The 12851-nt window shown below is 56.1% G+C and carries 14 protein-coding genes; 5 read left to right on the top strand and 9 right to left on the bottom strand.

The genetic code is table 11. From position 1 onward, the window contains the following. Positions 1-71: 71 nt before the first annotated feature. A complete protein-coding gene (ypfM, locus tag AAF463_RS14110) occupies positions 72-131 on the bottom strand; it encodes a protein YpfM (protein ID WP_137386901.1) in 60 nt (19 codons plus the stop codon). Between the two features lie 404 nt (positions 132-535). Between ypfM and AAF463_RS14115 the strand changes: the two genes are divergently transcribed. From AAF463_RS14115 to AAF463_RS14125, 3 genes are read left to right on the top strand one after another with little or no spacing between them, the layout of a single operon-like run. After that, the gene (locus AAF463_RS14115; protein ID WP_101763530.1) at positions 536-904 is read left to right on the top strand and encodes an ArsC family reductase; all 369 of its coding nucleotides are present in this window, start codon (positions 536-538) and stop codon (positions 902-904) included. A gap of 1 nt (position 905) precedes the next feature. Beyond that, the gene (gene dapE, locus AAF463_RS14120) at positions 906-2033 is read left to right on the top strand and encodes a succinyl-diaminopimelate desuccinylase (RefSeq protein ID WP_179449927.1); all 1128 of its coding nucleotides are present in this window, start codon (positions 906-908) and stop codon (positions 2031-2033) included. Positions 2034-2052: 19 nt separating this feature from the next. Beyond that, on the top strand, positions 2053-2241 hold the full coding sequence (locus AAF463_RS14125) for a YpfN family protein (RefSeq protein WP_008108368.1): 189 nt from the start codon (positions 2053-2055) through the stop codon (positions 2239-2241). Positions 2242-2288: 47 nt separating this feature from the next. Here AAF463_RS14125 and ypfH read toward each other — a convergent pair whose 3' ends face one another. From ypfH to dapA, 6 genes are all read right to left on the bottom strand, one after another. Then, on the bottom strand, positions 2289-2984 hold the full coding sequence (gene ypfH / locus AAF463_RS14130; protein WP_101763528.1) for an esterase: 696 nt from the start codon (positions 2982-2984) through the stop codon (positions 2289-2291). A 73-nt stretch (positions 2985-3057) separates the two neighbouring features. Then, positions 3058-4989: a GNAT family N-acetyltransferase gene (locus tag AAF463_RS14135; RefSeq protein ID WP_350260972.1), complete on the bottom strand. Its 1932-nt coding sequence runs from the start codon at positions 4987-4989 to the stop codon at positions 3058-3060. 26 nt (positions 4990-5015) lie between these two features. Further along, positions 5016-5888: a neutral zinc metallopeptidase gene (locus AAF463_RS14140; protein ID WP_192233053.1), complete on the bottom strand. Its 873-nt coding sequence runs from the start codon at positions 5886-5888 to the stop codon at positions 5016-5018. 214 nt (positions 5889-6102) lie between these two features. Beyond that, complete coding sequence (purC, locus tag AAF463_RS14145; RefSeq protein ID WP_007884822.1) at positions 6103-6816, bottom strand: phosphoribosylaminoimidazolesuccinocarboxamide synthase; 714 nt, start codon at positions 6814-6816, stop codon at positions 6103-6105. A 144-nt stretch (positions 6817-6960) separates the two neighbouring features. Continuing rightward, complete coding sequence (gene bamC / locus AAF463_RS14150) at positions 6961-7989, bottom strand: outer membrane protein assembly factor BamC (RefSeq protein WP_101763526.1); 1029 nt, start codon at positions 7987-7989, stop codon at positions 6961-6963. Between the two features lie 14 nt (positions 7990-8003). Further along, positions 8004-8882, bottom strand: a complete 879-nt coding sequence (gene dapA, locus AAF463_RS14155) for a 4-hydroxy-tetrahydrodipicolinate synthase (protein ID WP_101763525.1) — start codon at positions 8880-8882, stop codon at positions 8004-8006. A gap of 143 nt (positions 8883-9025) precedes the next feature. On the opposite strand from dapA, the gene AAF463_RS14160 reads away from it, so the two are divergent. Together AAF463_RS14160 and bcp are read left to right on the top strand one after the other, a co-directional pair. Further along, positions 9026-9592: a glycine cleavage system transcriptional repressor gene (locus tag AAF463_RS14160; RefSeq protein WP_217548954.1), complete on the top strand. Its 567-nt coding sequence runs from the start codon at positions 9026-9028 to the stop codon at positions 9590-9592. A gap of 140 nt (positions 9593-9732) precedes the next feature. Continuing rightward, a complete protein-coding gene (bcp, locus tag AAF463_RS14165; RefSeq protein WP_192233049.1) occupies positions 9733-10200 on the top strand; it encodes a thioredoxin-dependent thiol peroxidase in 468 nt (155 codons plus the stop codon). Positions 10201-10232: 32 nt separating this feature from the next. Here bcp and AAF463_RS14170 read toward each other — a convergent pair whose 3' ends face one another. Together AAF463_RS14170 and AAF463_RS14175 are read right to left on the bottom strand one after the other, a co-directional pair. After that, positions 10233-11825 carry a sensor domain-containing diguanylate cyclase gene (locus AAF463_RS14170; protein WP_101763522.1) on the bottom strand — a complete coding sequence of 531 codons (1593 nt, stop codon included), beginning with the start codon at positions 11823-11825 and terminating at the stop codon, positions 10233-10235. Positions 11826-11988: 163 nt separating this feature from the next. Continuing rightward, positions 11989-12819, bottom strand: a complete 831-nt coding sequence (locus tag AAF463_RS14175) for a phosphodiesterase (protein WP_350260973.1) — start codon at positions 12817-12819, stop codon at positions 11989-11991. Positions 12820-12851: the final 32 nt, after the last annotated feature.

Here is a 12851-nt window from a genome sequence, read left to right on the forward strand (position 1 = left end):
TGGCGGCTTTATTGTTGTGTGTGGTAAGAATTACAGCAAGTTGGGAAGTGCCCTGCTTTTCTCTTCACGCGTTACTTACGTAACATCGCTTCGATGAATTCTTTCCAGTTTCCCATTTCGGTGTCGACCATAAAACCCTCTCTTATTGTAGCGGCAATTCTACGCCGTTTTTTTCTGGTGGTGAATACGTTTCCACCTGTTATCACTATCGGCAAAAGCGTAGAAAAGCTTCAATCTTTTGAAATTGCGTACTGACGCACATTTCAGCAACTCTATAATGCGGCAGGGAAAATGGCTGACTTAAATCGGGTAGCAGAAATCTGCGTTTAGGATAATCCTTAGTGGCTTAATGATGTCGCAGGCAATTATTAAGTGCGTAAGTGAAAGCGCTTCCTGGCCCTAAGTAATAAAATTTATAACGGCCTAAGGGTCATGAAAAATGGGTGAATAAGGCCGGCTTTCACTGTCAGCGCTCACAGCCCTTAGAGCGCTGTGGTAAACTCGCGCTTTATTTTTTACTCAACGGGAATAAGCGATGACAGCGCAGTGGGTGATGTACGGAATTAAAAATTGCGACACGATTAAAAAAGCACGCAACTATTTAGCGTCTTCCGGTATCGACTACTGTTTTCACGACTATCGCGTGGAGGGCATTGACGACGCGCTGCTGCAATCGTTTATCGATCAACTCGGTTATGAGGCGCTGCTGAATACGCGCGGTACCACGTGGCGCAAGCTGCCGGAAGCCGAACGCGACGCGGTAAACGATGCCGCCAGCGCCAAAGCGGTGATGCTGGCGCAGCCTGCCATCATCAAGCGTCCGGTGTTAGCCGCGCCGAATGGCGATCTGCTGGTCGGCTTCAAAGATTCCCTTTATTCCGCCTTTATCCAGGAGAAGTCATAACATGTTCTGTCCGGTTATTGAGCTGGCTCAGCAGCTTATCCGTCGCCCGTCACTCAGCCCGGATGATGCCGGTTGTCAGGCGCTGCTGATTGCGCGTCTGGAAGCCATTGGCTTCACGGTTGAGCCAATGCACATTGGCGATACGCTGAACTTTTGGGCAACGCGCGGCCAGGGCGAAACGCTGGCGTTTGCCGGTCATACCGATGTGGTGCCGCCAGGCGACGCCAACCGCTGGATCAGCCCGCCGTTTGAACCCAGCATCCGCGACGGCATGCTTTTTGGCCGCGGTGCCGCCGATATGAAAGGTTCGCTGGCGGCGATGGTGGTGGCAGCGGAACGCTTTGTGGCCGCTAATCCGCAGCATAAAGGTCGTCTGGCGTTTCTGATTACCTCCGATGAAGAAGCCAGCGCGGTTAACGGAACGGTGAAAGTGGTTGAGCGCTTGATGGCGCGCAACGAACGCATGGATTATTGCCTGGTCGGCGAACCGTCGAGCACCGAGATTGTGGGTGACGTGGTGAAGAATGGCCGTCGCGGCTCGATGACCGCGAATCTCACTATTCATGGCGTGCAGGGCCACGTAGCCTATCCGCATCTGGCGGATAATCCGGTGCATCGCGCCATGCCGGCGCTGAATGAGCTGGTAGAAACCGTGTGGGATGAAGGCAACGAATTCTTCCCACCGACCAGCATGCAGATCGCCAACGTGCAGGCCGGAACCGGCAGCAACAACGTAATTCCTGGCGAATTCTTTGTGCAGTTCAACTTCCGTTTCAGCACGCAGTTGACCGATCAGATGATTAAAGATCGCGTGGCGGAGCTGCTCGATCGTCATCAGCTGCGCTATACGCTGGAGTGGAATGTTTCCGGCCAGCCATTCCTGACATCACGCGGTAAGCTGGTGGATGCCGTGGTGAACGCTGTGGCGCACTATAATGAAATTAAGCCGCAGTTGCTAACTACCGGCGGCACCTCCGATGGGCGCTTCATTGCGCGCATGGGTGCGCAGGTGGTGGAACTGGGCCCGGTGAACGCCACCATTCATAAGATCAATGAGTGCGTGAAAGCGTCAGATTTGCAGATGCTGAGCCGTATGTATCAGCGCATCATGGAACAGCTGATCGCCTAAGCGCGAAAGGAGAAAGGGGATGGAATTCTTTAAAGAGTACTGGTGGATCCTGGTGATCCTGCTGATGGTTGGTATTTTGATGAACGTTTACAAAGACCTAAAACGTATCGACCATAAAAAATTCATGGACAACAAACCGACGTTACCGCCGCATCGTGATTTCAACGATAAATGGGATGACGAGGACGACTGGCCGAAAAAGAAATAATCGTCATATCGCAAACGGCGCGATAACTCGCGCCGTTACGCATCCTGCTACATCATCATCACCACATCATCATCGCCCGGCTTCGCACCGCTCAGCGCCTCATCGAAGTAACGACGCGGCACAGTATAACGCAGATGATTCAGCGCCAGTTCCATGCTGCGATCGTTAATCGCGTGCGGTAAATCTTCCACCACATCCAGCGTGACATCGCCGCCCAACGAAATCAGACGTTGCTTCGCCTCTTCAGCGTGCTGCAGCGGGATTTGTTCGTCGTAATCGCCATGAATCAGATGAATGGTGTTACGCGTGCTGGCCCGCAACGGCAACGTGGCATAGCGGCCGCTGAACACAATCGCGCGTCCCGCCAAATCCGGCTGCGCTTTCATGCCTTCCAGCACCATGATGCCGCCCTGGGAAAAGCCCACCAGCGCCGTGGCTTCGGCACGCACGCCGCTCTCTTGCTGCCAGTGACGCACCGATGCCACGAACTCTGGCATGATCGCATCCACGCCCTGCTGTTCCGAACGATCGTGCGGCGGTATATCGGCAAACCACTGACGTCCTTGCGGCACGCTGCCCGCGTAAGGTGCGCCGACCGACACCACCAGCGCTTGCGGGAACGCTTTCGCGAACCAGCTACCAATCTGCGCCATCGAATCCGGGTTGTCGTTGATGCCGTGATACAGCAGAAACAGCTGTGCTGCACTGCTGGGTTGCTGAACAATTACATATCGTAGTGCCATAAGATCCTCCTCAAATCACTATACGCCGCTGCTGGCACAGAGATATCGGGAAAATTTGAACGAGATAATGGATTTATTGCAATGAACGCAGCCGCCGCGCCGCGTCGGGATTGAGGCGAATCAGAGCTGCGCCAGCTTCCGATCGCAGCTGGTTTATCAAGGCTTTACGACCGCTGAGACCGGCATGTTGCGCGGCATCGGTTAGCGTCTGTTTTTGCAGCAGGATGGCATTCAACAACGGTGAAGGAGACTGGCGCACCAGCCGCTGTAGCGCCGCGTAGCTGGCTTCGAACGGGCGCTGCGCCCAGGCAAAGCCGGCCAGCAGCGCCCAGTCATCCTCGTTTAGCTGCTGGCTGGCATCGCTTACCAGCGTTAACGGTAAATCTATAATCGCTTGCAGCCACAGCCAATCACGCGCCAGGCGCTGCGCTGCCTGCTGTTGTAGCGCTTCACCTGCCGCCGAGATTGCCAGCAGCGCCATCGCGGCATAGCAGCCGCTGCTGGCTTCGCGCTGCGAGCCAATCCGCACCAGCGTAAAACCGCAGGCGCGCCAGAAGCGCCACAAGGACTCGGTGTAGCCGAAACTCACCGAGAGATAATCACAATTCTGCGCCTGCTGACGCGCGGTGGCCACTAGCGCTTTGCCGATCCCACGCTGACGCTGTAACGCCTGCACCGCAATCCGGCTAATGCGCAGTGAGCGCAGCGTTGCCGCCTGCGCGAAACCGGCATGGGCCGCCAGCGATTGCGCCACCAGATTGCCACGCGGCCGACGATGACCGGCCCACACCGCGTCAGCCAATGGCTGATCCAATCCGCCCTCTTCCACCAGCCACAACGCGCCGGTTACCTGTTCGGCTGCACCCGCCAACCAAAAACGCATGCCGGGCGCATCCAGCATGCGCCGCAAATCCAGTGGCGAGGTGCGATAGTGCGCGCTGGCAAGCAGGCGATAGCCCGCTTCCAGCGCCGTTATGTTGTGTTCCGGCGTTGCCGGATAAATCGCGATCTCACCGCTTGCGCGGCTCTCCTGCGCATCTTCAAACAGCAATGCCTGGCTGAGCCATTGCTCCAGCGGATCGTTCGGCGACCAGCGCAACGGCTCGTCGAGCTGGAAGAGGCGCACATCCGGCAAGGTGGCGCAGAAGCGCAGCATAAAGCCGCGTCCGGTGCCTTCGTAACCTTGCACGGTGGTGATAAGTAGCACGCGCGGGAAACGTTGCACCAGCTGTTGCAGGATGGGCGCGGGAATGGCGGCCGCTTCATCGACAATCAGCCACTGCGCCTGAGGCGTCGCTTCCTGCGCGAGAACGGCATCGGGAGCCATGAAACTGAAATGCTCACCAGCGAATTCTGCCAGCACCGCCGTGGAGACTTTGGCCGGTGCCGTGACTAAACAGTGTTGGTTGCGCTGCGCCAGCATGCCGGCCAACGCCGATTTGCCGCGACCGCGCGCGGCGGTGATCACTGCCACGCCCGGCGGCATCGCTTCAAGCTGTTCAAGGATTCGCGCCTGCTGCTGCGGTACCTGACAGCGCCAGTCGGGCAGATGCGTTTCCACCGGATAACGCACCGCTTGATGCTGACGTTGCAACATCACCTGCGCGTCTTGCCGCATCAGGGATTGCAGATGGTGGATAAAGTGCGGCGTGGCGATCGGTTCAGCGACATCCGCCCAGCGCAAGCTGTCGGCATCGGTTTGCTTGGGCCAGCGTTCCCAATCAGGCGTTAACAGCAATAACCAGCTGCCCGCGCGTAAGGTTCCGGCCAGTGCTGCAAAAGCTTCGGCGTGAAAACCGCGGCGGGCATCAAATATCGCATGCTGGAATTCACGCCCCAGCAAGGTGCGTAAAGCCGCGGGCGCAACGGCGTGCGAGAAATCGGTGCTGTCGCTCACCGTCAGCCAGTCGCCGGGCAGCGCGGTGTGCCAACCTGTGGCCTGCTGCTGCGCCCACTCCGCATCACCCGCTATCACGCAAAGGCGGCGAATGCCTGCACGCTGCATCGCCGCCGTTTGTTCAACCAGGGAGATCACTTGCTAGCGAAGGTGTTGCACTGGCCAGGATCGCCGCTATCGAAACCGCGTTTCAGCCAAGTGTAACGCTGCTGAGAGGTGCCATGGGTGAAGCTATCCGGCACTACGCGGCCCTGACCTTTCTGCTGCAGACGATCGTCGCCAATCGCTTCAGCCGCGTTGAGTGCTTCCTGCAGATCGCCCACTTCCAGAACGTTTTGCTGCTCCATGTAATGGCCCCAAACGCCGGCGAAGCAATCCGCCTGCAGCTCCATTTTCACCGACAGCTGATTCGCCTGCGCCTGGCTCGCGCCCTGCTGCATCTGACGCACTTTTGGCTCAATGCCCAGCAGCTTTTGTACGTGATGCCCCACTTCGTGCGCAATCACGTAGCCTTGCGCAAAGTCGCCACCGGCGCCGAGTTTGGTTTTCATGTCATCGTAGAATGACAAATCGATATACACAGTTTGATCGGCAGGACAGTAAAACGGCCCCATCGCCGATTGGCCAGTGCCGCAGTTGGTGCGCGTTGCCCCGCGATACATCACCAGCTTCGGCGGCACATACTGTTTGTTCATCTGCTGGAACAGCTTGCTCCAGGTATCTTCGGTGGTTGCCAGAATCACCGAGGTGAATTTGGCATCTTCGTTGCTCTGCGCGGTGTTTACCTGACGCTGCTGCGACGTTGGCGCGACACTGCCGCCGCCGCCTTCCAATAACGCGGTGAGGTCGTAGCCGTAATAGCCGGCAACAGCGACCACCACCAGCAAGATAAGGCCGCCTTTGCCGCGTGGAATACGGATTTGCCGTCCCCCGCCGCCGCCAAGGCCAGGTGAATCATTGCGTCGATCTTCTACATTGTCGCTTTCACGACGCCCTTGCCAGCGCATGGTCTAACTCCTTTAAACATGTTTGGCATGATTTTAGTTGGCGGCAGCGGTAAGCACCAGTGTTGTAGTGACAGCACGGTAAGAATGAGAGAAACGGTGTGATAAAGGAGGAAGGAATTTGTAGGGGCGCGATTTATCGCGCAATGTCTGGAAGGTGCACCGACCGTAAAAGAGCGCGATAAATCGCGCCGCTACGGGCCGGTGCAAACAGGACTTAATCCAGCTTCACACCCAAACGCTGTGCAACTTCTTCGTACGCTTCAACCAGGCCGCCAAGGCTCTGACGGAAACGGTCTTTGTCCATTTTATCCATGGTGTTTTTGTCCCACAGACGCGCGCCATCTGGCGAGAACTCATCACCCAGCACCACTTCGCCGTTGAACAGACCAAACTCCAGCTTGAAGTCGACCAGGATCAAACCTGCGTCATCAAACAGTTTACTCAGCACATCATTGGCTTTGAAGGTCAGCTCTTGCATGCGTGCCAGATTCGCTTTGCTCACCCAGCCGAAGGTTTCGCAATAGGATTCGTTGACCATCGGGTCGTGTTTGGCATCATCTTTCAGGAAGAGATCAAACAGCGGTGGATTGAGCACAATGCCCTCTTCCACACCCAGACGTTTTACCAGCGATCCTGCCGCTCGGTTGCGCACCACGCACTCCACCGGCACCATCTCCAGCTTTTTCACCAGCGCTTCGTTATCTGACAGCAGCGCTTCCATCTGGGTCGGAATGCCCGCTTCCTGCAATTTGGTCATGATGAAATGGTTAAACTTGTTGTTTACCATTCCTTTGCGATCAAACTGCTCGATTCGTGCACCGTCTCCTGCTGACGTATCGTTGCGGAATTCAAGTACCAGCAGATCCGGATTATCGGTGCTGTATACGGTTTTCGCTTTACCGCGATACAACTCAGCTCGCTTTTGCATCTTGTTAACTCCAAACATGAAAGAACCCGTGTTCAGCGGTGTTTCACCGCGCGCCGATTGCGTGACGCAATCGTTTACTTCGCCGGGCGCTATTATGCCAAATCCAAAACAAAAAGGCCGGAGAATCTCCGGCCCTTTGGCAATTTATTTCAGCGCACCTTGAATCACCTGCACCAGCGCGTCGTTCTGCGCCTGGGTTAGCACGTGACCTTTCGGATCGATGAACTGCAGACTGCTGCGGTTATCCAGATCGCCAACCTGCAACTTGTAATCGCCGTTTGGCAGTTCTGGATCTTTGGCGCCAATCTGATCCCACACGCCGCTGCCCGGCTGTTTGTAGGTCACTTTCAGGCTGCCCTGCGAACGGTTGTCATCCGTGATTTCCATGCCCACGCGTTTCAGCGCCGCTGGCAAACGCTGCCAGGTGACGTTAAACGGTGCGCGCAGAATCAACAGCGGTAAACCGGTGTCATCCGCGCCGCTCTGCACATCAATCTGTCCGGTGGCACGGTTGGCCGCCGCATCCTGGCTGGCAGAATCGACTTTATCCAGACCGGTGCTGATGTCGTTCAACATCTGGCCGGTATAGCGTTGAATCTGTGCCGGAGAAGTAACGGCTTGACCAGACTGCTGCAGTTCCAGCAAACGTACGGTCAGCACTTGCTGATAGCTCTGATTCTGCACGCTGATCTGATAGCGACCGCGATACTGGTTATCTTCGTCAGCACGGTTCCACTGCACCCAATCGGTGGTCAGCTGTTGCGAAGCGTCATCACGCTGGGCAATCGGGAACTTGTAAGACTGAATCACACCCACAACCTGCGACCAGATAGAACCGCGGCTGCTTTCCACGGCCAGCACGCCCGTGTTACCGGTGAACTGCGCACGCGTGCCGTTCAGCAGCGCCAGCGGCTGGGCTGGCGGACGAATATCCAGCTCTTTACCAACCGCGCCTTTCGCCACGCTGTGCGGAACATCGTAATCCCCATTCTGCAACGGCAGAATCATGCCCGCGGGAGCTTTTAAATCATGCAGCTCAGGCGCCTGCAGGTAAGATTCATCCCCGCTGACCTGGCGCTTATAACGCTGATCGTTGGAACACGCTGTGAGCAGCATCAGGGTGGAAAGGCCCACTACCGTTGCCAGCGTCGAGCGCTTAACTGAATAACTCATTGATTCTCCCTAAATTATCGCAGACCTGCTTTAATCAGCGCTTGCGCCGTTTTCGTCTGACCGGCTTCGGTCAGTGGCGTCATTGGCAAGCGCAGCGTGTCATCCGCGATTAATCCTAGCTGTTTTGCTGCCCATTTCACCGGGATTGGATTGGGTTCACAGAAAAGCGTCTGGTGCAGGTGCATCAGACGCTGATTCAGGCGACGCGCTTCCGCGAATTTGCCCTGTTGCGCTAAGGCACAGAGTTCAACCATTTCACGCGCTGCAATGTTAGCCGTGACCGAAATTACGCCTTTGCCGCCCAGTTGCATGGAGTCCAGCGCCGTAGCGTCATCGCCGCTGACGATGATGAACTCATCATTAACCAGCTCTTGGATCTGTGAGACACGCGATAAGTTCCCGGTGGCCTCTTTGATTCCGATAATATTTTTAATTTCGGCCAGACGCGCGACGGTTTCCGGCAGCATGTCGCAACCGGTACGCGAAGGAACGTTATACAGCATCTGCGGCAGATCGGTACTTTCCGCAATAGCTTTAAAGTGCTGGAACAGACCTTCCTGCGTCGGACGGTTGTAATAAGGCGTGACCGTTAAACAGCCCACCACACCGCTGCCGGTAAAGCGTTTGGTCAGAGAGATGCCTTCAGCCGTGGCATTTGCGCCGGTGCCGGCTATAACCGGAATACGGCCATCCGCCAGTTCCAGGGTTTGCATAACCACATCACCGTGCTCGTCATGGCTGAGCGTGGCTGATTCGCCGGTGGTGCCAACAGAAACAATCGCCGCGGTGCCGCTGGCAACATGATAATCAATCAGTTTTTTCAAACTTTCGCGGCAGACATTACCTTTTTCATTCATTGGCGTAATGAGCGCAACAATACTTCCGGTGAACATGGGCTATCCCCTCGACAAACAAGTGCCTCATGTTACGTTTTACATTGAAAGAAAAGCAAGCGAGCCACGCCATTCCCGCGCTTGTCAGCAGTTTTTTTTATGTTTACCTTATAGTTATTAGCGAACGTACAGGAAATGCCATTTTGTCGCAGTCACAGCCTCACCATCTGGTGATCACCGCACTGGGCGTTGATCGTCCGGGTATCGTCAATACCATCACCCGTCACGTCAGCAGCTGCGGCTGCAATATCGAGGACAGCCGTTTAGCAATGCTGGGCGATGAGTTCACTTTTATCATGCTGCTGTCCGGTAGCTGGAACGCGATCACCCTGATTGAATCGACGCTGCCGATGAAAGGTGCCGAGCTGGAGTTGCTGATTGTAATGAAGCGCACCAATGCGCGCGCCACGCCACCGATGCCCGCCACCGTGTGGGTGCAGATTGAAGTGCCGGATTCACCGCATATCATTGAGCGCTTCACCGATCTGTTCGATAAACATCAGATGAATATTGCCGAACTGGTGTCCAGAATTAAACCGGCGCAGGATGACGTGGCACCGACGCTCTATATTCAAATAACGGCGCACAGCCCGGCCAATCAGTTCAGTGCGCCCATCGAGCAGGCTTTCAATCAGCTGTGCGAAGAACTGCATGCACAAGGCTCAATTCGTCTTTATAGTGTCACCGACGATGCTAACAGCACCGTTTAATCAGGCTCCGGGTTATTTCGCCACACACTCTGCCGCTGCGGCAAACCGTGTGGTGAAATAACCCTGACGGTAAACACCACCTGGCACTTTTGCTCTTGATGGTGTATTACCCACAGCATGTAAAAAAATGGAGAGTTGTGATGAATCCACTGAAAGCCGGTGATACCGCACCGAAATTTAGTTTGCCCGATCAGGACGGCGAACAAGTAAATTTGGCCGACTTCCAGGGACAGCGCGTTCTGGTCTATTTCTATCCGAAAGCCATGACGCCGGGTTGCACCGTGCAGGCTTGCGGTCTGCGCGACAACATGGATGAGTTGAAAACTGAGGGCGTTGTTGTGCTGGGTATCAGCACCGACAAAGCGGAGAAGCTGTCACGCTTTGCCGATAAAGAGCTGCTGAACTTCACGCTGTTATCGGATGAAGATCATCAGGTGTGCGAGCAGTTTGGCGTCTGGGGCGAGAAAACCTTTATGGGTAAAACCTATGACGGCATTCACCGCATCAGCTTCCTGATTGATGCCAACGGCAAAATTGAGAAAGTGTTCGACGATTTCAAAACCTCCAATCACCACGACATCGTGCTGGATTATCTGAAGTCAGCCTGAGGTAAACGGGTGCGCAGGCCGCACCCGGAGCGTTAATGCGTAATGCTGCTGACCAACGCATCCTGCCCGGAGATCATCACGCAGTTGCGTCCGGCATTTTTCGCCTGATAAAGCGCGGCATCGGCCTGCTTGAGGCTCTGCTCCTGCGAACCACTTTCCGGCTGCCAGTCGGCGATGCCCACCGACAGCGTGACATTGCCAACCTGATCAATCCAGTTTTCTGCAATGCTGATGCGCACGCGCTCGGCCAGAATGCGTGCGTCTTCCACCGACGTCGCAGGCAGCAGCATCAGGAACTCTTCCCCGCCGTTACGGCACACCACATCGGTTTGACGGGCGCTGCTGCGTAAGGTTCGCGCCACATGTTTAATCACCTCATCGCCGACATCATGACCGAAGGTATCGTTGACCCGTTTGAAGTGATCGATATCCAGCGCCAGCACCGAGAACGGTTGGCGCATGGTGGCGAAGTAGTCGAGCACCGCGCTCAGGCCTCGACGGTTAAGCAGATTGGTCATGGGATCGCTCTGCACTTCCGATTTCAGGCGACCAATCTTATCCTGCACTAAACCAATACCGGTGAGCAGCGCGCGTTTGACCTGCGCCGCTTCGAAATACCAGGCGCGAATGCCGCCAATCTCGTTCGACACGCCCTGGGAATCCATCTGGCTGGCTTTGCGCGCCAGTTGCCACAGCGGCAGCGCAATCAGACGCGCCAGAATCACCGCCACCAGCAAGGTCAGCAGCGCAAATGGCACGGAGTTTTTCAACACTTTCAGCAGCAAGCCGGTGAGCGGCGCCAGCGTCACATCGGTGGGTTTCAACGCCACCACCATCCAGCCGGTGGTGGGCACGATGGCGTAACCGGCCAGCTTAGGCACGTTCTCTTCCGTCAGTTGCACTTCACCGTTGGTTTTCTCCTCGCGTTGGCGATCGCTAACGATGCCCGGCACGCTTTTACCAATCAGCTGGGTATTCTGGTGGTACAGCACCTGATTATTGCGATCCAGCACGTAAACATGCGTGCCATCGCGATAGAACTGCTCGCCGAGCAGCGCGTTGAGGATGCTTTTCTTCTTCAGATAGATGGTGCCGCCGACGTAGCCAAGGTAACGTCCGTCTTTGCTCCAGATCGGCCAGGAGACAAATACAATCAAATTATTGGCGGCGGAGATGCTGGGTTTGCTGACCATCGGCTGACGCTGCGCCAGCGCTTCACGCGAAGCCTGGCTGGTGAGCTGCATGCCTTTCAGCATCAGCGATTCGGGTGAAATGGCTTTCACGATGCCGTTGCTGTCCACCACCGCCACCGAGTTGAAGCTATTAGTTTGCTCACGCAGGCGATTGACTTCCTGCTGCGCTAAATCGGCATCATCAAAATCATTGCCCAGCTGCGTCGCGCTGTAGTGCAGCTGCGACTGAGCCAGCTGAAAGAAGACCTCCGTCGTCGCCGCCAGTTTAGTGGCGTAAGCGCGATTGGCTTCGAGGGTGCTTTCGATCAGGACCATACGTTGCACGCGCCAGGTGGCGTACAGCGTGTTGGCAAGTGTGATGACGATGCTGGTGATCGCCAACAGCGCGATCAGCGTGCGCAGGTCAGTTTTTGGCCGCAGGCGCGTTAGCATAGCGCACCGACCTTAGTGAATAGATTCATCGATATGTGCCTGACAGTCTTGTTATAGTTGGATGCACTTGCCCTGGTGAGCTAACGGGCGATTGTACACCCACAACGCAAATTGAGCACGAAGCATCCTGTCAGCCACACACAATTCTTTCTCTACGCTGGCGCTAATCGATCAAACCGTTGGCATCGTAAAACGGCCACGGACCGGGATAATCGCCGATAGCACACAAATGCGTGCTCATGCCCTGCTGCGCATGCCAGCGATGCAGCAGAAAACCGGGCGGCTCCAGCTTAAAATTCGCCGGTGCATTTTCCGCGAGATCAAACGCCACCTGATGCGATACACCAGGCGCCACGCACGCCAGCGTACCGGCAAAACGCGCCTGCACCGAGCGGTGCAGATGACCGCTCAGTACGCGTTCCACCTGTGGATGGCGCTGGATAATCGCCGCCAGCGCCGCCGGATTGCGCAGCGGCTGGTTATCCATATGTTCGATGCCGCAAAGAAACGGCGGATGATGCAGCATCACCAGCGTCGGCAACTGCGGCTGGCGCTGCAACTGCTCATCAAGCCAGTGCAGCTGCGCTTCATCCACATAGCCCCACGGCTGCTGCGGCACGCTGGAATCGAGCGCCAGCAGCTGCACGCCTTTCACCTGCATCTGCCAGTTCAGGGTTGCTCCGTGCTGCAGATAGTGATGATCCGGAAACGCCGCACGCAGCGCCTGGCGATCGTCGTGGTTGCCCGCCATCAGCAGAAACGGCAGCTGCAGCTGACGCAGCGCCTGCTTTAACGTTTGATACTCTGCCGCGGTGCCGAAATCGACCAGATCGCCGGTCATCACCACCATGTCGGGGCGCGGCGCAAGGCGGTTTAGCGTCTCAATCACCCGCAGTAGCGCGGCTTGAGTGTCGACTTTTTTGTAGGATAAACGGCCGTTGGCCTTGATGTGTAAATCGCTGATTTGCGCGATGAGCGTCATTGCTTCAGACACAATAAAGTTTCTCCGGCTGCAAAAATTGCAGC

The organism is Pantoea sp. BJ2 (assembly GCF_040255075.1).
GTDB classification, from domain to species: Bacteria; Pseudomonadota; Gammaproteobacteria; order Enterobacterales; family Enterobacteriaceae; genus Pantoea; species Pantoea leporis.

What these genes read in the sequence shown, in the direction of transcription:
- AAF463_RS14115 (WP_101763530.1), top strand. Translation starts at nt 536, where the DNA reads ATGACAGCGCAGTGGGTGATGTACGGAATTAAAAATTGCGACACGATT.
- dapE (WP_179449927.1), top strand. Translation starts at nt 906, where the DNA reads ATGTTCTGTCCGGTTATTGAGCTGGCTCAGCAGCTTATCCGTCGCCCG.
- AAF463_RS14125 (WP_008108368.1), top strand. Translation starts at nt 2,053, where the DNA reads ATGGAATTCTTTAAAGAGTACTGGTGGATCCTGGTGATCCTGCTGATG.
- ypfH (WP_101763528.1), bottom strand. Translation starts at nt 2,984, where the DNA reads ATGGCACTACGATATGTAATTGTTCAGCAACCCAGCAGTGCAGCACAG.
- AAF463_RS14135 (WP_350260972.1), bottom strand. Translation starts at nt 4,989, where the DNA reads ATGCAGCGTGCAGGCATTCGCCGCCTTTGCGTGATAGCGGGTGATGCG.
- AAF463_RS14140 (WP_192233053.1), bottom strand. Translation starts at nt 5,888, where the DNA reads ATGCGCTGGCAAGGGCGTCGTGAAAGCGACAATGTAGAAGATCGACGC.
- purC (WP_007884822.1), bottom strand. Translation starts at nt 6,816, where the DNA reads ATGCAAAAGCGAGCTGAGTTGTATCGCGGTAAAGCGAAAACCGTATAC.
- bamC (WP_101763526.1), bottom strand. Translation starts at nt 7,989, where the DNA reads ATGAGTTATTCAGTTAAGCGCTCGACGCTGGCAACGGTAGTGGGCCTT.
- dapA (WP_101763525.1), bottom strand. Translation starts at nt 8,882, where the DNA reads ATGTTCACCGGAAGTATTGTTGCGCTCATTACGCCAATGAATGAAAAA.
- bcp (WP_192233049.1), top strand. Translation starts at nt 9,733, where the DNA reads ATGAATCCACTGAAAGCCGGTGATACCGCACCGAAATTTAGTTTGCCC.
- AAF463_RS14170 (WP_101763522.1), bottom strand. Translation starts at nt 11,825, where the DNA reads ATGCTAACGCGCCTGCGGCCAAAAACTGACCTGCGCACGCTGATCGCG.